20 protein-coding genes are annotated in these 16,567 nt (G+C 62.9%); 11 read left to right on the top strand and 9 right to left on the bottom strand.

The window, feature by feature from the left end:
• Nucleotides 1-30 precede the first annotated feature (30 nt).
• From EJ079_RS27080 to purC, 3 genes are read right to left on the bottom strand one after another with little or no spacing between them, the layout of a single operon-like run.
• Nucleotides 31-240: a hypothetical protein gene (locus EJ079_RS27080; RefSeq protein WP_127810642.1), complete on the bottom strand. Its 210-nt coding sequence runs from the start codon at nucleotides 238-240 to the stop codon at nucleotides 31-33.
• A 19-nt stretch (nucleotides 241-259) separates the two neighbouring features.
• Entirely contained in the window at nucleotides 260-502 is a 243-nt protein-coding gene (purS, locus tag EJ079_RS27075; protein ID WP_013532128.1) for a phosphoribosylformylglycinamidine synthase subunit PurS, read from the bottom strand.
• 43 nt (nucleotides 503-545) lie between these two features.
• A complete protein-coding gene (purC, locus tag EJ079_RS27070; RefSeq protein WP_013532127.1) occupies nucleotides 546-1,340 on the bottom strand; it encodes a phosphoribosylaminoimidazolesuccinocarboxamide synthase in 795 nt (264 codons plus the stop codon).
• 275 nt (nucleotides 1,341-1,615) lie between these two features.
• Between purC and EJ079_RS27065 the strand changes: the two genes are divergently transcribed.
• Both EJ079_RS27065 and EJ079_RS27060 read left to right on the top strand, forming a co-directional pair.
• Complete coding sequence (locus EJ079_RS27065) at nucleotides 1,616-1,936, top strand: DUF1476 domain-containing protein (protein WP_013532126.1); 321 nt, start codon at nucleotides 1,616-1,618, stop codon at nucleotides 1,934-1,936.
• A gap of 126 nt (nucleotides 1,937-2,062) precedes the next feature.
• On the top strand, nucleotides 2,063-2,836 hold the full coding sequence (locus tag EJ079_RS27060; RefSeq protein WP_127322704.1) for an HpcH/HpaI aldolase/citrate lyase family protein: 774 nt from the start codon (nucleotides 2,063-2,065) through the stop codon (nucleotides 2,834-2,836).
• Between the two features lie 6 nt (nucleotides 2,837-2,842).
• Here the strand turns inward: EJ079_RS27060 and EJ079_RS27055 are convergent, their stop codons facing one another.
• A complete protein-coding gene (locus EJ079_RS27055) occupies nucleotides 2,843-3,397 on the bottom strand; it encodes an alpha/beta hydrolase (RefSeq protein ID WP_127810641.1) in 555 nt (184 codons plus the stop codon).
• A 249-nt stretch (nucleotides 3,398-3,646) separates the two neighbouring features.
• Between EJ079_RS27055 and EJ079_RS27050 the strand changes: the two genes are divergently transcribed.
• Entirely contained in the window at nucleotides 3,647-4,459 is an 813-nt protein-coding gene (locus EJ079_RS27050; RefSeq protein WP_127810640.1) for a VOC family protein, read from the top strand.
• 379 nt (nucleotides 4,460-4,838) lie between these two features.
• On the opposite strand, the gene purB is transcribed toward EJ079_RS27050, so the two are convergent.
• The 3 genes from purB to EJ079_RS27035 all read right to left on the bottom strand — a co-directional run bounded on the left by purB (nucleotide 4,839) and on the right by EJ079_RS27035 (nucleotide 7,452).
• Entirely contained in the window at nucleotides 4,839-6,146 is a 1,308-nt protein-coding gene (gene purB / locus EJ079_RS27045) for an adenylosuccinate lyase (protein ID WP_127810639.1), read from the bottom strand.
• Nucleotides 6,147-6,205: 59 nt separating this feature from the next.
• On the bottom strand, nucleotides 6,206-6,619 hold the full coding sequence (locus EJ079_RS27040; RefSeq protein ID WP_127810638.1) for a hypothetical protein: 414 nt from the start codon (nucleotides 6,617-6,619) through the stop codon (nucleotides 6,206-6,208).
• Nucleotides 6,620-6,726: 107 nt separating this feature from the next.
• On the bottom strand, nucleotides 6,727-7,452 hold the full coding sequence (locus tag EJ079_RS27035) for a DUF2259 domain-containing protein (protein ID WP_127810637.1): 726 nt from the start codon (nucleotides 7,450-7,452) through the stop codon (nucleotides 6,727-6,729).
• 128 nt (nucleotides 7,453-7,580) lie between these two features.
• Here EJ079_RS27035 and EJ079_RS27030 point away from each other — a divergent pair, with 128 nt between their 5' ends.
• Nucleotides 7,581-7,835 carry a DUF2171 domain-containing protein gene (locus tag EJ079_RS27030; protein WP_127810636.1) on the top strand — a complete coding sequence of 85 codons (255 nt, stop codon included), beginning with the start codon at nucleotides 7,581-7,583 and terminating at the stop codon, nucleotides 7,833-7,835.
• Between the two features lie 8 nt (nucleotides 7,836-7,843).
• Here EJ079_RS27030 and EJ079_RS27025 read toward each other — a convergent pair whose 3' ends face one another.
• Nucleotides 7,844-8,869 carry a P1 family peptidase gene (locus tag EJ079_RS27025; RefSeq protein ID WP_127810635.1) on the bottom strand — a complete coding sequence of 342 codons (1,026 nt, stop codon included), beginning with the start codon at nucleotides 8,867-8,869 and terminating at the stop codon, nucleotides 7,844-7,846.
• The gene (locus tag EJ079_RS27020; protein ID WP_127810634.1) at nucleotides 8,869-9,942 is read right to left on the bottom strand and encodes an ABC transporter substrate-binding protein; all 1,074 of its coding nucleotides are present in this window, start codon (nucleotides 9,940-9,942) and stop codon (nucleotides 8,869-8,871) included. The genes EJ079_RS27025 and EJ079_RS27020 overlap by 1 nt, the downstream gene beginning before the upstream one ends.
• 178 nt (nucleotides 9,943-10,120) lie before the next feature.
• Between EJ079_RS27020 and EJ079_RS27015 the strand changes: the two genes are divergently transcribed.
• The 7 genes from EJ079_RS27015 (at nucleotide 10,121) to EJ079_RS26985 (ending at nucleotide 16,564) form a co-directional block, all read left to right on the top strand.
• The gene (locus EJ079_RS27015) at nucleotides 10,121-10,648 is read left to right on the top strand and encodes a flavin reductase (RefSeq protein ID WP_095791541.1); all 528 of its coding nucleotides are present in this window, start codon (nucleotides 10,121-10,123) and stop codon (nucleotides 10,646-10,648) included.
• The gene (locus tag EJ079_RS27010; RefSeq protein WP_023810354.1) at nucleotides 10,645-11,574 is read left to right on the top strand and encodes a MoxR family ATPase; all 930 of its coding nucleotides are present in this window, start codon (nucleotides 10,645-10,647) and stop codon (nucleotides 11,572-11,574) included. The genes EJ079_RS27015 and EJ079_RS27010 overlap by 4 nt, the downstream gene beginning before the upstream one ends.
• Before the next feature lie 3 nt (nucleotides 11,575-11,577).
• Entirely contained in the window at nucleotides 11,578-12,822 is a 1,245-nt protein-coding gene (locus tag EJ079_RS27005) for a VWA domain-containing protein (RefSeq protein WP_127810633.1), read from the top strand.
• 59 nt (nucleotides 12,823-12,881) lie between these two features.
• Nucleotides 12,882-13,220 (top strand): XdhC family protein, encoded by a 339-nt coding sequence (locus EJ079_RS27000; RefSeq protein ID WP_013532112.1) that lies wholly within the window; start codon nucleotides 12,882-12,884, stop codon nucleotides 13,218-13,220.
• 6 nt (nucleotides 13,221-13,226) lie between these two features.
• Nucleotides 13,227-13,964, top strand: a complete 738-nt coding sequence (locus tag EJ079_RS26995) for an XdhC family protein (RefSeq protein ID WP_127396330.1) — start codon at nucleotides 13,227-13,229, stop codon at nucleotides 13,962-13,964.
• 66 nt (nucleotides 13,965-14,030) lie between these two features.
• Nucleotides 14,031-15,641 (top strand): molybdopterin-binding/glycosyltransferase family 2 protein, encoded by a 1,611-nt coding sequence (locus EJ079_RS26990; protein WP_127396331.1) that lies wholly within the window; start codon nucleotides 14,031-14,033, stop codon nucleotides 15,639-15,641.
• A 32-nt stretch (nucleotides 15,642-15,673) separates the two neighbouring features.
• Nucleotides 15,674-16,564, top strand: coding sequence for an alpha/beta fold hydrolase (locus tag EJ079_RS26985; RefSeq protein ID WP_127396332.1), 891 nt, complete (start codon nucleotides 15,674-15,676; stop codon nucleotides 16,562-16,564).
• Nucleotides 16,565-16,567: the final 3 nt, after the last annotated feature.

Below are 16,567 nucleotides of genomic sequence, written 5' to 3'. Positions count from 1 at the left end.
AGGCCTTTGTGCTTCGGCGAGTTCGCGCAACTAGAGGCGCTGCTCAATCCGTTCAAGACGTTGATCGATACGGCCTGTTATCGCGTAGATATTGTTGACGTCCGTTTGCGTGCTCAACGCCTGCAACCTGATCGCGACAATCTCGTGCTTGACTTCGCCCAGGCCACTCTCAAGTCGATCCATTCGTGAATGGATTTTCTTGACAAGCTCGTACATCAGTTCATTCGTGACTTCAGGCATACGTGCCTCCGGCACAACCTTAGGTAAGCGTCACACTATAATTCTCAATCACCGTGTTCGCCAGCAGCTTGTCGCACATGGCCTTGAGGTCCGCTTCGGCCTTGGCCTTGTCGCTTTCCGCCAGCTCGACGTCGAACACCTTGCCCTGCCGCACCGTGCCGACGCCGCCGAAGCCCAGGCCGGACAGCGCGTGTTCTATCGCTTTGCCTTGCGGGTCGAGCACGCCGTTCTTGAGGGTGACGGTAATGCGGGCCTTGATCACGCTGGACATGCTCCTGTTCTGAGTATCGGGAGGCAAGCCGCGATCAGTGCGGCTTGCCTTTGAGGCCGTCGGTCGAGGCGACAAGCACCGGGCCGGTTGGGCGCGGCGGTTCGTTCTCGTTCATGATGCCGAGGCGGCGGGCAACTTCCTGGTAAGCCTCGACGAGGCCGCCCATGTCGCGGCGGAAACGGTCCTTGTCGAGCTTGTCCTGCGTCGCCACGTCCCACAGGCGGCAGGAATCCGGCGAGATCTCGTCGGCAACGACAATGCGCATCATGTCGCCTTCGAACAGCCGGCCGCATTCGATCTTGAAGTCGACGAGCTGGATGCCGACGCCCATGAACAAGCCAGAGAGGAAGTCGTTGACGCGGATGGCCAGCGCCATGACGTCGTCGATCTCCTGCGGGCTCGCCCAGCCGAACGCGGTGATGTGCTCTTCCGACACCATCGGATCGTCGAGCGCGTCGGCCTTGTAATAGAATTCGATGATCGAGCGCGGCAGAACGGTGCCTTCCTCGATGCCGAGCCGCTTGGACAGCGAACCGGCGGCGACATTGCGCACCACCACTTCGAGCGGAATAATCTCAACTTCCTTGATCAGCTGCTCGCGCATGTTCAGCCGGCGGATGAAATGGGTCGGAATGCCCATGCGGTTCAAATGGTTGAAGATGTACTCGGAAATGCGGTTGTTGAGGACACCCTTGCCGTCGATGACCTCGTGCTTCTTCTTGTTGAACGCGGTGGCGTCATCCTTGAAGAACTGGATAAGCGTGCCCGGTTCGGGTCCCTCATAGAGTATCTTGGCCTTGCCTTCATAAATGCGGCGGCGATTTTTCATCTGGATTTTTCTCTGGGGTTCCGGACAGGGCGGTATCAGACCATTTCCTGTCCGTCTGCCTGAAATAGTGCGGCTACGGTAGGGTTCAATGCCGGGTCTATCCCAATCACATCGTTTGCTCAATCGGCAAATCCTTCCAATCAACCGCTTTCGGGACTGAAATGCCGCAGCGCAGCATTCGATGAAGCGTATTGACCGACCCGCGACCTTTTGGTTTGTGCTTTGGCAACGCACATATTCACCGCCAACGAATCGAATTTGACCGGAGGGACGCCATGAGCAGCATGAAAGACCGCGAAGAGGGCTTTGAGCGTAAATTCGCATTCGACGAGGAGCTTCGGTTCAAGGCCTCGGCGCGCCGCAACAAGGCGCTCGGCCTGTGGGCCGCCGAAAAGCTCGGAAAATCCGGCGCTGATGCCGACGCCTATGCCAAGGAAGTGGTTATCTCCGACATCGAGGAAGCCGGCGACCACGACGTGTTCCGCAAAATCCGCGGGGATTTCGACGCGGCCGGCGTCGAGCAGTCGGACCACCAGATCCGCCGCACCATGGACGAACTGATGGCGCAGGCGATCGAGCAGATCAAGAACACCTGATCCGGGCCATGCGCTGATCCCGGCCATACGCTGGACCAATCGACCGCCCGGCCTATCCGGGCGGTTTTTCTTTGCCTTTGTCGCGGTTTCCGGCTGAAACTGCCGGAGTTAACAAGGAAAGTATCCATGTCCCTGAAGTCCCGCCTCGCGGCCGACGAAACGCTGTTCACCGCATGGTCCGGCGTGCCGGATGCCTTGACCGTCGAAATCGTCGCCAAGCAGGGTTTCGATGCCGTCACGCTCGACATGCAGCATGGCGGCCATCACGAAGACAGCGTGCTGCGTGGCCTGGTGCCGGTGCTCGCTGCCGGCAAGCCGGCGCTGGTGCGCATTCCCGTTGGCCGTTTCGACATGGCAAGCCGCGCGCTCGATTTCGGCGCCGAGGCGGTCATCGCGCCGATGGTGAACTCGGTTGCCGATGCAAAACTGTTCGCCGCCGCCATGAAATACCCGCCGCTCGGCGAACGCTCCTGGGGTCCGACCTACGCTTTTCCACGCCACGGCAAAGGCGACCAGGCCGAATGGCTGCGCGACACCAATCAGCGCACAATGGCCTTCGCCATGGTCGAGACGCGCGCCGCCCTCGATGCGCTCGACGGCATCCTCGACACGCCCGGCATCGACGGCATCTTCCTCGGCCCGTCGGATTTCTCGATCGCCTGGAGCAATGGTGCGACCGTCAATTCGACGCTGGAAAGCATGATGGAGACGGTGGCATCGGTGGCCGAGCGCACCCGCAAGGCCGGCAAACATGCGGCGATCTACGTTGTCGAGCCGGCAATTGCCGGCCGGGTCGTGTCGATGGGCTATCGCCTGCTGGCCATGGGCTCCGAGCATTCGCTGATCGGGCTTGGGGCAAAAACGCTGATCAAGAGCGTCCGCGATTCGATCGGGTCCTGAAGACGCTCAAGGTTTCAGATCCGTCAGGAATTTGGCGAAGGTCATTGAACCTTCGGGCCAAGGACCAAAACCTGAATCCGGGTTGAGATGACCGGTCTCACCGGCATCGATGAACAGCGAACCCCAGGCGCCGGCGATGTCCTCCGCGACATCGAAGGCGCAGAACGGATCGTTGCGGCTGGCGATCACGATCGAGGGAAAGGGCAGCGGCTCACGCGGATAGGGGCCGAAGGTCATCAGGTGCCTGGGCCTGATCTCGGGATTGGCGACGTCGGGAGGTGCCACGAAGAAGGCCCCGGCAACCGGCTTGCGGAACTGCGTAATGGCTTGCACTGCAGCGGCGACACCGAGCGAGTGCGCCACCAGGACGACCGGCCGCTCGGCCTCGTTGACCGCCTCGGCAACGCTCGCCGTCCAGTCCTCGCGAACCGGCTTCGACCACTCGGCCTGTTCGACGCGGCGCGCCGTCGACAGTTTCGACTGCCAGCGGCTCTGCCAATGGTCGGGGCCGGAATTGGTGTAGCCCGGTACGATGAGAATATCTGCTTCCTTGACCTTCATGGCGCTGAGATAGCGAGCGGCATCGCTTCGTGCAACCGGCAGGAACGCCGCTTTTGCTCACAATAGTGAACACCATGTTCGCTTCTTCGCGTCTTGTGTGAACGATGCCGATGGACGATCTGTGGTCAGGAAAAGAAACAGCCGTGCGCGGGAACCCTGACTTTGGAACTGACACGACGTACAATGATCGGCGGAGTGGGGCTTCTCGCTTTGGGAGCTTCATCGCAGGCCGGTCGAACGGAGCATTCGATGAGCGAGTTGCCTTTTGCCGCCACCACCCCGGTCAGCGTTGCCCGCGTCGGGCTGAAGGCGCGCGACGCGGAAAGCCTTGCCGCCTATTACCGCGAAATTGTCGGTCTGCAGGAGTTGAGCCGTGCCGATGGCGCGATCACCCTGGGCGCCGCCAACCGTCCCTTGTTGGTGCTTGAGCAGGACGCTTCAGCCAAGCCGGATGATCCGCGCAGCGCCGGGCTGTTCCACACCGCCTTCCTGCTGCCCAGCCGCGCCGACCTCGGCCGCTGGATCAACCACGCCATATCAAACAAGATCGCGATCGAGGGCGCTTCCGACCATCTGGTCAGCGAAGCTCTGTACCTGACCGATCCCGAAGGCAATGGCATCGAGATCTATGCCGACCGCCGTGCGCAAGACTGGAAGTGGAATGGCGACAAGATTGCCATGGCGACAGAACGGCTGAACATTCCGTCCGTCGTTGCCGAAGTGCCGGCGGGTGATGCCGGCTGGCAGGGTACGCCGGAAAACAGCATCGTCGGCCATGTCCACCTGCGTGTCGGTAGGCCGGAAGACGCCGAAGCCTGGTGGAACCAGGAATTTGGCTTCGACACCATGGCCAAATACGGCGGCCAGGCGGTGTTCCTGTCGTCGGGCGGCTATCACCACCACATCGGCGCCAACGCCTGGCAGAGTTCAGGCGCCGGCCGCCGCGATTCGAGCCGGTCGGGCCTTGCCTGGGTCGAGATGCGTTCGGACAAGGTGACGAGCCCGGTAACCCGCGAAGACCCGTGGGGCACGGTGATCAGGATTGTTCCCGGCAACGCTTGAGAGCTGTCCAGCCGATAGATGGGTAACAGTTTGAACCGGATACATAGGTAACAGTTTTCCCCCTTATGATGGGTTCGCGGCAGCGCCAAGCGGTTGGGTGATGCCAGTCTCTCGCCAAACCATCGCCGGTCCTCCCGGCGGACAAGAAAACTGTCACCCATCTAATCAGTCCATTCTGTTACCTATCTATCCGGTTCGGACACCGGCCCCTCTCTCCCCGTCACTATACGGGGAGAAATGCCCGGCAGGGCAATGAGGGGCAGCGCCAAAGTCGTGAATTTGTCAAAGCGTGAATAGGTGCGATCGTCGCCGAAGTCGGCACCGCCCCTCATCCGCCTGCCGGCACCTTCTCCCCGTATAGTGACGGGGAGAAGGAAGCTCAGGCTTCCCCAAACACCCGCTTGAAGATCGTGTCGACATGCTTGGTGTGATAGCCCAGGTCGAATTTCTCGCGGATTTCGGCTTCCGGCAGCGCTGCGGTCACTTCCTTGTCGGCCAAAAGTTCCTCAAGGAAATCAGCGCCTTGCTCCCACACTCTCATGGCGTTGCGCTGCACCAGCCGGTAGGAGTCTTCGCGCGACAGGCCGGCTTGGGTCAGCGCCAGCATGACGCGCTGCGAATGCACGAGGCCGCGGAACTTGTTCATGTTCTTCAGCATGTTGTCGGGATAGACGAGCAGCTTGTCGATGACGCCGGTCAGCCGTGACAGTGCGAAATCGAGCGTCACGGTGGCATCCGGGCCGATCATGCGCTCGACCGAGGAGTGCGAGATGTCGCGCTCGTGCCAGAGCGCCACATTCTCCATCGCCGGTAGCGCCATCGACCGCACCATGCGGGCGAGGCCGGTGAGGTTTTCGGTCAGCACCGGGTTGCGCTTGTGCGGCATGGCCGACGAGCCCTTCTGGCCCGGCGAAAAATACTCTTCCGCCTCCAGCACTTCGGTGCGCTGCAAATGCCGGATTTCGATCGACAGCCGCTCGACCGACGACGCGATGACGCCGAGCGTGGCAAAGAACATGGCATGGCGGTCGCGCGGGATCACTTGCGTCGACACCGGCTCGGGTTTCAGGCCGAGCTTCGCCGCGACGTGTTCCTCGACATAGGGGTCGATGTTGGCGAAGGTGCCGACCGCGCCCGAAATCGCGCAGGTGGCGATGTCTTCGCGCGCGTGCACCAACCGCTCGCGGCAGCGCGAGAATTCGGCATAGGCCTGCGCCAGCTTGACGCCAAAGGTCGTCGGCTCGGCATGGATGCCATGGCTGCGGCCGATGGTGACGGTGTCCTTGTGCTCGAAGGCACGGCGCTTGAGGGCAGCAAGCAGGCCATCGATATCGGCGAGCAGGATATCGCTGGCGCGGGTAAGCTGCACCGCAAAGCAGGTGTCGAGAACATCGGACGAGGTCATCCCCTGGTGGATGAAGCGGGCGTCCGGGCCGACGAATTCGGCGAGATGGGTGAGGAAGGCGATGACGTCATGCTTGGTGACGCGCTCGATCTCGTCGATCGCCTTGACATCGAATTTTGCCGCCCCGCCCTTTTCCCAGATGGTTTTTGCCGCTTCCCTGGGGATGACGCCGAGTTCGGCCAGCGCGTCGCAGGCATAGGCTTCGATCTCGAACCAGATGCGGAACCGGGTTTCTGGCGACCAGATGGCGACCATTTCCGGCCGGGAATAGCGAGGGATCATCGGTCAGTCCTGACATATCGAGAAGTTTGCCCGCGTCCTAACAGAGGCGAGCAAAATGCTCAACGCTGCTGGCGCGCAAACCAGACGCCCGCGGCAAACAGAGCGATGAAACCAACTGGAAAATAGAGCCGGATGCCCAGCACCACGAACTGGTAGAGCGCAATCAGCGTCGTGAAGATGAACTGCAGGACCCAGGTGTGGGTGAAAGCAGGGGCATGCCACTCGGCGTAGTAGGAGCGGTACTGCAGGGCAAACAGCCCGGCGGTCAGGCCGATCGTCGCCGCGGCTAGGCACACGAAGGCCGCGGCAAAGGCGACTTCCCAGCGTCTTCCCTGCGAGACCAGCCGCGCCGCGAACAGGCCGATGGGAAAAGCCAGCGCAGCTCCCACCGCAAACAGCGCGGTGACAATGCGGATTTTCGCCGGCGTCTCCCAGTCGTCCAACGACAGGCTGACGAGCGCGCTGGCGCCCATCGTCGTGGCCCATAGCAAGGCGCCATAAAACGCAGTGCGCGGCGTCGGTATCGCGCGGCGAAGGCGGTTCAGCGAACGATCGCGCGGGGCGGGTGGGACAAGCGGTGTCACAGGCGGCCGGTCACCGCGATCCAGCGAAAGTCCGGGCCTTCAAAGCCGTATTGGCGCACCGCGATCAGCACGGCATAGGCGCTGAGACTGTCCATCGAAAAGGTCTGCACAGCGCCGATGCGGTAGCCGTTCGGGCAACCCCGGCTTCTCGGTATCGACTTGTCCTCGTGCAGCAGCTTGGTCGTGCCGCCATCCTGCGCCTCGATACGCAGCAGCCGGAAGCCGTTGATCTCGCCCTGGCTCTCGCAGCCCTCGGTGTTGTTCATGCCGAGCTCGTCGAGCCGAAACTCGAGCGGTGGGTCGACCGGCGAAAAGATCGGGCGCGGGTTGACTGCCATCCGGTGCGGATCGGCCGAAAGTTCGGTCACCGGGTTGAAACCGGCGGTGATGCCGCGATTGGCGTCCAACTCGGCCTGACTGACAATGGCTTCGCCTTTTTGCAGGGCCTGAAGGCGCGCCGCATCCAGTTTGGCATTCTCGTTCTCAAGCCGGACCCGGATCGGCGTGCCTTTGAGAAAGCTGTCGGTGCCGGTGTCGATGTAGTAGCGGTTGGCATAGGGAAAACCCGATCCATCCTGCACGCCATATTCCTCGAAAGCAAAGACGCTGCCGTCCTTGGTGAAGCCGAGGATTTCAAGTTCGGCGACATCGCCGGCATGGGCCGCGATCGAGGTGGCAAACTGTGCAAGCAGGCCAACGGCAAACAGAAAGAGCATTCGCATCGGTCTTCACCCCCGTGATCGTCTCAATCCCCTAGCACGCCGAAATCAAAACGTCGTGCGGTGCGAAAGCCGATGCATCCAATCGGCCCGTCATTTGTTATGGTCGGCAGTCCCAATGGAGAACCACCATGACCGACACCAGCAAAATTCGCGAGCATATGGAAGTCGTCGGCGCCGACGGCGTGCATGTCGGCACTGTCGACAAGGTCGATGGCCAGCGCATCAAGCTGACCAAGACCGATAGCGGCGAGGGCGCTCACAAGGGCCATCATCACTATATTCCCCTGAGCCTGATTGCCGAAGTCGACGGCAAGAAGGTCTGGCTGTCGGCGAATTCCGATGTCGCGGTGACGTTCGAGGAAGAAAAGTCCGATCGGGTCTGATTATCGCTTCACCTCAGGCGTGACGACCAGACCGGAAACAGATCGTTTTCGGCAGGCGTTGCCGCATAGACGCCGCGGCTGATGGCGCGCGCCATGGTGGCGCCGGCTGCGGCGTAGAGATCGATCGCCGCATCGGCGGAGAGTTCGATACCGCTCGTGCCGGTCGCCAGCGCGAACACAAGGTCGCCATCGGCCGGTGTGTGCGTCGGCCATATCGCGCGCACGAACCCGTCATGCGCCGATATCGCCAGGCGCTTGGCGGCAGCTTTTGTGAGCACCGCATCGGTGGCAATGACGGCGATGGTGGTGTTGCCGCCGATCTCCATCTGCCTGCCAACATGCTTGTCGCGGTGTTTCAAAAGAATCCGTTTCGCATCGGCCGGCATCGGCGAGGGGTAACCAAGCCCGCCGAATTCGTCGCCGATTTCGAATGGTGCCGCCCAGAAATGGCGGGTTCGGCCTGTTGTCACCGAACCGGTCGGGTTGACGGCGGCCAGCGCACCGACGGTGACGCCGCTATCCAGCAGCGTCGAGGCGGAGCCGAGGCCGCCTTTTAGCCCCGAGGTCAGCGCGCCGGTGCCGGCCCCAATCGTGCCAAGCTGGAAATCGGCGGTGGCGGTTTGCGCGGCTTCATAGCCAAGCTCGCGGTAGGGCGGATAACGGCCCCAATCCTTGTCGCCGCCATTGCGCAGGTCGAACAGGATCGCCGACGGCACGATCGGCACGCGAAAGCCACCGACCTCCAGGCCGATGCCGCGTTCGCGCAATGCCGCCTGCACGCCGGACGCCGCGTCGAGGCCGAAAGCCGAACCGCCTGAAAGCACGACGGCGTGCACCACATCGACGGAATTGTGCGGTTCGAGCAGGTCTGTCTCGCGGGTGCCCGGCGCGCCGCCCAGGATCTGAACGCCGGCCACTGTCGGCGTGTCGCAAAGCACGGTCGTGACGCCGGACTTCAGGCTGGCGTCGGACGCATTGCCGACGCGCAGGCCGGCAACGTCGGTGATCAGGTTGCGTGGGCCGGTGCGAAACATCAGTTGCTTTCCAAGGGCGCGAAGCGCGTGCCGTCGAAACGGAAGACGCGGTAGGGACTCTGGCTGAGGTCGCCTTTTGCATCAAAGCGGATCGGCCCGATCGCCGTGGTGAAATCCTGTCCGGTCAGGGCCTCCGTCAGCGGCTTGCCCGAGCTTTCGGACAAGCCTGATGCTGCCTTGGCGATTTCGACCGCCGCAAAGGCCGGCAGCGCATAGCCGTCAGGCACGATCTTCTTAGCGTCAAATGCCGCCAGCACTTTTGGATCGGCGACATCGGCCCATTCAGGCAGTGCGATCATCAGCGTGCCCACGGCATAGGGTACATCGCCCGGCGGTGTGCGGAGATTTTCGCCGCCGGCAAAGACGATGCCCGCCTGAAGCTGTGCGGCATCGCGGCCCATGATGGCGATGTCGTCGCCGTCGCCACCGGCAAAGACATGCGTCGCGCCAGCCTTCTTCAGCCGGCCGATCATGCCGATCTGGTTGTCGAGCTGTGGCCGGAACGTGTCGACGAATACCGGTTTCAGCGCTGCCTGTTCGGCCGCTGCCCGCAACGTCTCGACGATCTCACGTCCGTAGATGGTGCCGTCGTCGATAATGGCGAACAGCTCGTTCTGCCATAGATGGGTGAGGGCGGACGCGATGGCGTTGCGCTCATCGTCGCCGCGTTGCCCGAGGCGATAGACCGGCCAGCCGGTCTTGGCGCGGCGGTCGGTCAGGCTTTCGGTCCGTACGCCAATGGTGATGACCGGAATGCCGGCGTCCTTCAGGATCGGCATCGCCGCCTCGATCGCCTCGGTGCAGAGAAAGCCGACCACGATATTGACCTTGGCAGCGGCGAATTCCCTGGCCGCGACAGCGCCACCATCGGCGGTGCAGGCGTCATCCACGGTCTTCAGTTCGATGCCGTTCGCGTCGGCCGCCAGGCCGGTCCCGGCCTCGATCTGCTTGCCGAGAATGGCAGATGGTCCCGATAGCGGTGCCGCGACGCCGACGAGCAGCGTCTGGGCATTCGCGGCACTGGCCAGAAACAGCCAGAACAGCGCCGCTATTGTTCTTGTCCTGGGTCGCATTCGAGCGATGGGTCCCTCCGTGCCGGCTCTATGCTCCCGGCACTATGCCGCCAAGACCTAAAGGCTGCACGGCCTTGGTGCAACACGCGAATTTCGGGATATGGCTCAGGCACTTCGCTTGTGGCGGGCTATGTCTGGCCATATATGTCGGTAGGATCCTGACCATGGAAAAATTCCGGTGCTGAAGAAGAACGACATTGGGCCGCAGGCCTATCGCGACGCGATGAGCCACTTTGCCGGCCACGTCCATGTGGTCACCACCGACGGGCCGGCCGGCAAGCGCGGCACGACGGTAATCGCCGCCTGTTCGGTGTCGGACACGCCGCCGACCATCCTGGTCTGTCTCAACCGCGAAAATGCCAAGAATGAGTTGTTCGTGAAAAACGGCAGGTTTGCCCTGAACACGCTGGCCTCGCACCAGGAGCCGCTGTCGGTCGGCTTTTCCGGCATCACCGGCCTGCCGGTCGAGGAACGTTTCGCGCTTGGCGAATGGGATGTGATCTCCACCGGCGCGCCGACCCTGAAAGGCGCGCTTGCCGTGTTCGACTGCGAATTGATCGACACCAAGGATCTGGCCACCCATCGTGTGCTTTTTGGCAAGGTGACAGGTCTGCGTATGGGCGATAATTTGCGGCCGCTGATTTACCACGCCCGCGGCTACCACGTTCTGGACAGCGGAGCGGCGGCGTTCACGGAGAAAGAATGACCGAGCTGAAACCGCGCGCCGCGCCACGGACGATCGACGAGACGCTCGATCTCCTGACCGGTGCAGACTATGTGGCGGACCGGTCGCTGGCGACCGTGCTGTTCCTGTCGTTGCGTATGAAGCGGCCGCTTTTCCTCGAGGGCGAGGCCGGCGTCGGCAAGACCGAGATCGCCAAGGTGTTGGCACAGGCGCTCGGTCGCCGGCTGATCCGCCTGCAGTGCTATGAAGGCCTCGACGTTTCGTCCGCCGTCTATGAGTGGAACTACGCCGCGCAGATGATCGAGATCCGCATGGAGGAGGCGGCCGGCAAGGTCGAGCGCTCCGCCATGGAGCGCAACGTCTTTTCCGAAAAATACCTGATCCGCCGCCCGGTGCTCGATGCGCTGACCGGAAAGACGGGCGCTGCCCCGGTTTTCCTGATCGATGAGCTCGACCGCACCGACGAGGCCTTCGAGGCCTTTCTGCTCGAAATCCTGTCCGACTTCCAGGTGACGGTGCCCGAACTCGGCACCATAAAGGCGGAAGAACCGCCGATCGTCATCATCACCACCAATCGCACCCGCGAAATCCACGATGCGCTGAAGCGGCGCTGCCTCTATCACTGGGTCGACTATCCCAACGCCGAGCGCGAACTCGAGATCGTGCGCCGTAAGGTGCCGCAGGCCAACCAGCGGCTTTCGGCCGAAGTGGTCTCCTTCATCCAGAAGCTGCGCCAGATCGAATTGTTCAAGGTGCCTGGCGTCGCCGAAACCATCGACTGGGCCGGCGCGCTGACCGAACTCGACAAGGTGGCGCTCGATCCGGAAACCGTCTCCGACACGATCGGCGTGCTGTTGAAATACCAGGACGACATTGCCCGCATCGAACAGGGCGAAGGCCGGCGCATCCTCAACGAGGTGAAGGCCGAGCTTTCGGCGGCGGAGTAGGCGATGCCGCGCCCCGAACCGAAAGAGGCCATGCCGCACGGGCGGATTGCCGACAACATCGTCTATTTTGCCCGCACCTTACGCAAGGCCGGCATGCGGGTCGGGCCGGCCTCGGTCAAGGACGCCATCGAGGCGGTGCTCGCCGCCGGCATTGGTTCGCGCGACGATTTCTACTGGACGCTGCACGCCGTGCTGGTGTCGCGGCATGAGGATCACGCCACTTTCGACGAAGCCTTCCGGCTGTTCTGGAAATCGCGTGAACTGATCGAGAAGATGCTGGCTATGTTTTCGCCGGTGGCACCCGACACCAGGGAAAAGCAGAAGCCACGCGCCGCTGAAAACCGGGTCAGCCAGGCGATGTTCGAGGGCCACCAGAAGAACCAGCCGCCACAGGAAATTCCCGAGATCGAGGTCGACGCCCGCTTCACTTTTTCCGGCAACGAGGTGCTGCGGGCCAAGGATTTTGCCCAGATGAACGCCGCCGAGATGGCCGACGCCAAGAAGGCGATCGCCGAACTGCGGCTGCCTTTCAACATGGTGCGGACCCGGCGCTTCAAGGCCGATGCGCATGGCCGCCGCATCGATCCGCGAGCCATGATGCGTTCGGCCGCGCGCACCGGCGGCGAACTGATCCTGCCGAAATTCCGCTCAGCCCGCGAAGTTCATCCGCCTTTGGTGGTTCTGGCCGACATTTCAGGCTCGATGAGCCAGTACACGCGCATCTTCCTGCATTTCCTGCATGCGCTCACGGAAAAAAGGCGTCGCGTGCACACGTTCGTTTTTGGCACAAGGCTGACCAATCTGACCCGGCAGATGCGCCACCGCGATCCCGATGCAGCACTTGCCGACTGTTCTGCGGCGGTCAAGGACTGGTCGGGCGGCACCCGCATCGGCGACACACTTGCCGAGTTCAACCTGATATGGTCGCGGCGCGTGCTGGGGCAGGGGGCGGTCGTGCTTCTGATCACCGACGGGTTGGAGCGCGACGATGTCGACGGCCTGTCGGAGGAAATGGAGCGCCTGCACAAATCCTGCCGGCGGCTGATCTGGCTGAACCCGTTGCTGCGCTTCGACGGTTTTCAGGCGCGCGCCCGTGGCGTCAAGGCGATGCTGCCGCATGTCGACGAGTTCCGCTCGGTGCACAATCTCGATGCGCTGGCCGATCTCTGCGCGTCATTGGACAAGAAGTCGGCACAATCCGTCGATCCGCGCCGATGGCTGGACGCTGGCGCGAGGCACGCCGCATAACCATATCTTTCCCACCCAGAAACAGATCCCGAGAAAAACAGACTTCTGGAGAAACGGTCATGGAAAACAGCATTTATCTGGATGAGGCCCGCGACCCGCTGATCATCGCGGAGGGCTGGATGAAGGACGGCAAGGACGTGGCCATCGCGACTGTGGTCGAGACCTGGGGTTCGGCGCCCCGACCTGTAGGCAGCCATCTGGTCATCGACGCCGACGGCAATTTCCACGGCTCCGTCTCGGGCGGCTGCGTCGAAGGCGCTGTGGTCAGTGAGGCCATCGACGTCATCGACAGCGGCAAGGCCAGGATGCTGGAGTTCGGTGTTGCCGATGAAACCGCATGGCAGGTCGGCCTGTCCTGTGGCGGCCGCATCAAGGTGTACGTGGAAAGACTGGGCTGATCTCGGATGGATCCCTACGCCTTAAAAATTTTGAACGCCGAACGACGAGCTCGCCGTGCGGCGATCCTTGTCACCGATCTCGGTGACGGCCGCGACCGCATCGTGCGCGAAGGCGATCAGGTCGCCGGCGATCTCGGCGCTGCCATTGCCAAGGCGTTCCGCACCGGCAATTCCGGTTCGGTCGAGGCAGAGGGGCGAACCTTCTTTCTCAACGCGCATTTGCCGCAGCCGCGTCTGGTCGTGATTGGCGCTGTCCATATCAGCCAGGCGCTGGCGCCGATGGCGAAGATCGCCGGCTATCCCGTGGAGATCATCGACCCCCGCACCGCTTTCGCCACGCCGGACCGCTTTCCCGACGTGGCGCTTCATGCCGAATGGCCGGAGGATGTGCTGAAGCGCCAACCGCTCGACAGCTACACCGCACTTGCCGCCGTCACCCATGATCCGAAGGTCGATGATTTCGCGCTGAAGGCCGCGCTCGACGCCAACTGTTTCTATGTCGGGGCGCTCGGTAGCAGGAAGACGCATGCCAAGCGGGTCGAACGCCTGCTGGCGCTGGGCGCGAGCGCCGATCAGATCGCCCGTATCCAAGCGCCGATCGGGCTCGACATCGGTGCTGCCAGCCCGGGAGAGATCGCCGTTGCGGTGTTGGCCCAGGCGATCCACGCCTTCCGCTCGCGCGGTCTTGATGCCTCCGCATCGGCTCCAAAATCGAAATCGACTTTGGAAAAGCACGATGCGTAGATTCAAAATAGCAGAGCGTCCGTTGCGCGTCCAAAAGGACGCGCGGCGCTCTGCGGGCGCGGCGGCGTGAAATTCGGCCCGATCCCGATTGAGACGGCGGAAGGCGCGGTGCTGGCGCACTCCACCACCGCTGGTGAACGCCGCTTCCGCAAGGCGCACAGGCTCAGCGCCGAAGATGTGGCGCTGCTGCGGGCCGCCGGTGTTTCCGAGGTCGTTGCGGCTGTTCTGGCTGAGGACGACCTCAGCGAGGATGCCGCCGCGCAAACGATTGCCGAGAGCATGGCCTTTCGCGGGATCGAAGCCAGGCCTGCCGCGACCGGGCGGGTCAACCTCCATGCCAAGGCGCCGGGCATCTTCACGGTCGATGCCGCTATCATCGACGCCATCAATGCCATCGATCCCGCCATCACCATTGCGACGCTGGCGCAGCATGCGCCGGTCGAGAAAGGCCAGATGGTCGCGACCGTGAAGATCATTCCCTTCGCGGTCAGTTCAGCGCTGGTCGGCGCTGCGACAGAAATCTGCGCCGCGGGCGAGGTATTTGCCGTCAATGCCTACCGGCCCGTGCGTGTCGGCGTCATCCAGACGGTTCTGCCGGGCATCAAGCCTTCCGTGCTTGACAAGACGCTGCGCGTCACCGAAGCGCGGCTGGCGCGCACCGGGGGCAGGCTGACTGCGGAGCGCCGCACGCCGCATGAGATCGCGCCGGTGGCGGAGGCCACGGCTTCGCTGGCGCGCGACAATGACATGGTGGTGATCTTCGGCGCTTCGGCGATGAGCGATTTTGCCGATGTCATTCCCGCGGCGATCGAGAAGGCGGGTGGTGCAGTCATCCGCGCGGGCATGCCGGTCGATCCCGGCAATCTGCTGGTGCTCGGAACGCTCGGCGGCAAGCACGTCATCGGCGCGCCCGGCTGCGCCCGCAGCCCCAAGGAGAATGGTTTCGACTGGGTGCTGGACCGGTTGATCGCTGGCCTCGACGTGACGGCCAGGGATATTGCCGCCATGGGGGTCGGCGGGCTGCTGATGGAAATCCCGACACGGCCGCAGCCGCGCGAACCGCTGCCGGCCAAAAGCCAGCTCAAGGTCGGCATCGTGCTGCTGGCCGCTGGCCGCTCAAGCCGCATGGGCGGGCCGAACAAGCTTTTGGCGCTGTTCGACGGCAAGCCGCTTGTGCGCCGCACCGCCAAGCGGGCGCTCGGCTCGAAGGCGTCCGGCACTGTCATCGTCACCGGCCACCAGCGCGAGCGGGTGCGCGCTGCGCTGGTGGGCCTCGACGTGACCTTCGCCGACAATCCCGATTTTGCCGAGGGCCTGTCCACCTCGCTGAAAGCCGGCATCGCCTATCTGCCGGAAGATTCCGCCGGCGTGATGATCGTTCTCGGTGACATGCCTGATATCACGTCCGATGACCTCGACAGATTGATCGATGCTTTCCGCAAGGCCGGCGGCAATGCGGTGGTCCGCGCCTCGCATGATGGCAAGCGCGGCAACCCGGTGCTTTTGCCGCGCTCGCTGTTTCCGGCGATCGCCCATCTCGAAGGCGACACCGGCGCGCGCCATCTGGTCGAGACGGAAGGGCTCGATGTCATCGATGTCGAGATCGGCGCGGCGGCGTCAGTCGATGTCGACACACGCGAGGCGCTGGAAGGCGCCGGCGGCGTGCTGCAGGATTGACAAACCCAAGGCGAATTACGCATGCCTTGGGCATGTCTATTCGCTGCCAAATTTTCTGTGCCTTTGCAGTCGCGACCGCGTTGCTGTCTTCGGCCGCGCAAAGCCAGACGCTGTCCCTAAAACCCTTCAAGGACGATCTCTTCGCCTATCCGCCCACGCTGTCGTCTGACATCAACGGCACCTACACGGTCATCGACTACCGCGAGATGCGCGACATCAACCAGCGTGACCAGGTGCCGGAGCGGCGGGTGAACGCCCAATACACCGACACCAGCGTCCGCAAGATGCAGCAGGATCTGTTGCTGAAGACCGATGCCGGCGATGTCAGGCATGTCGCCGTCGGCAAGACCGAGGGCGCCGGCATCATCGTGCTTTATCTGCACGGGCAGGGCGGCAGCCGCAAGCAGGGTGTCGACGACTTCACATTCGGCGGCAATTTCAACCGGCTCAAGAACCTGATGGCCGGCAATGGCGGCCTCTATCTCAGTCCTGATTTCCCCGATTTCGGCGATACGGGAGCGGCGCAGGTGGCGGCGCTGATCGGTCATTATGCCGAACAGTCGCCAGGCGCGAAGATCTTCGTCGCCTGCGGCTCTATGGGCGGCGCGCTGTGCTGGAAGCTGGCCACGCGCAAGGACATGGGCGGCCGCATCAACGGCCTGCTGCTGCTCGGTTCGCTGTGGGATGAGAGCTTTTTCACCAGCCCGGCCTTCAAGCGCCGCGTGCCGGTCTTCTTCGGCCAGGGCAGCCATGACGTGGTCTACCCCGTGGCAAAGCAGGAGGCGTTCTTTCGCTCGATCCTGACCAAATCGAAGACCTATCCGACCCGCTTCGTCCGCTTCGAGACCGGCACCCATGGCACTCCGATCCGCATGACCGACTGGCGCGGCACGCTCAACTGGATGCTGTCGAAGGCGCCCTGATCG

It is taken from the genome of Mesorhizobium sp. M7A.F.Ce.TU.012.03.2.1 (genome assembly GCF_004006095.1).
Lineage (GTDB): Bacteria > Pseudomonadota > Alphaproteobacteria > Rhizobiales > Rhizobiaceae > Mesorhizobium.
This window is presented reverse-complemented; position numbering and strand designations above follow the sequence as displayed.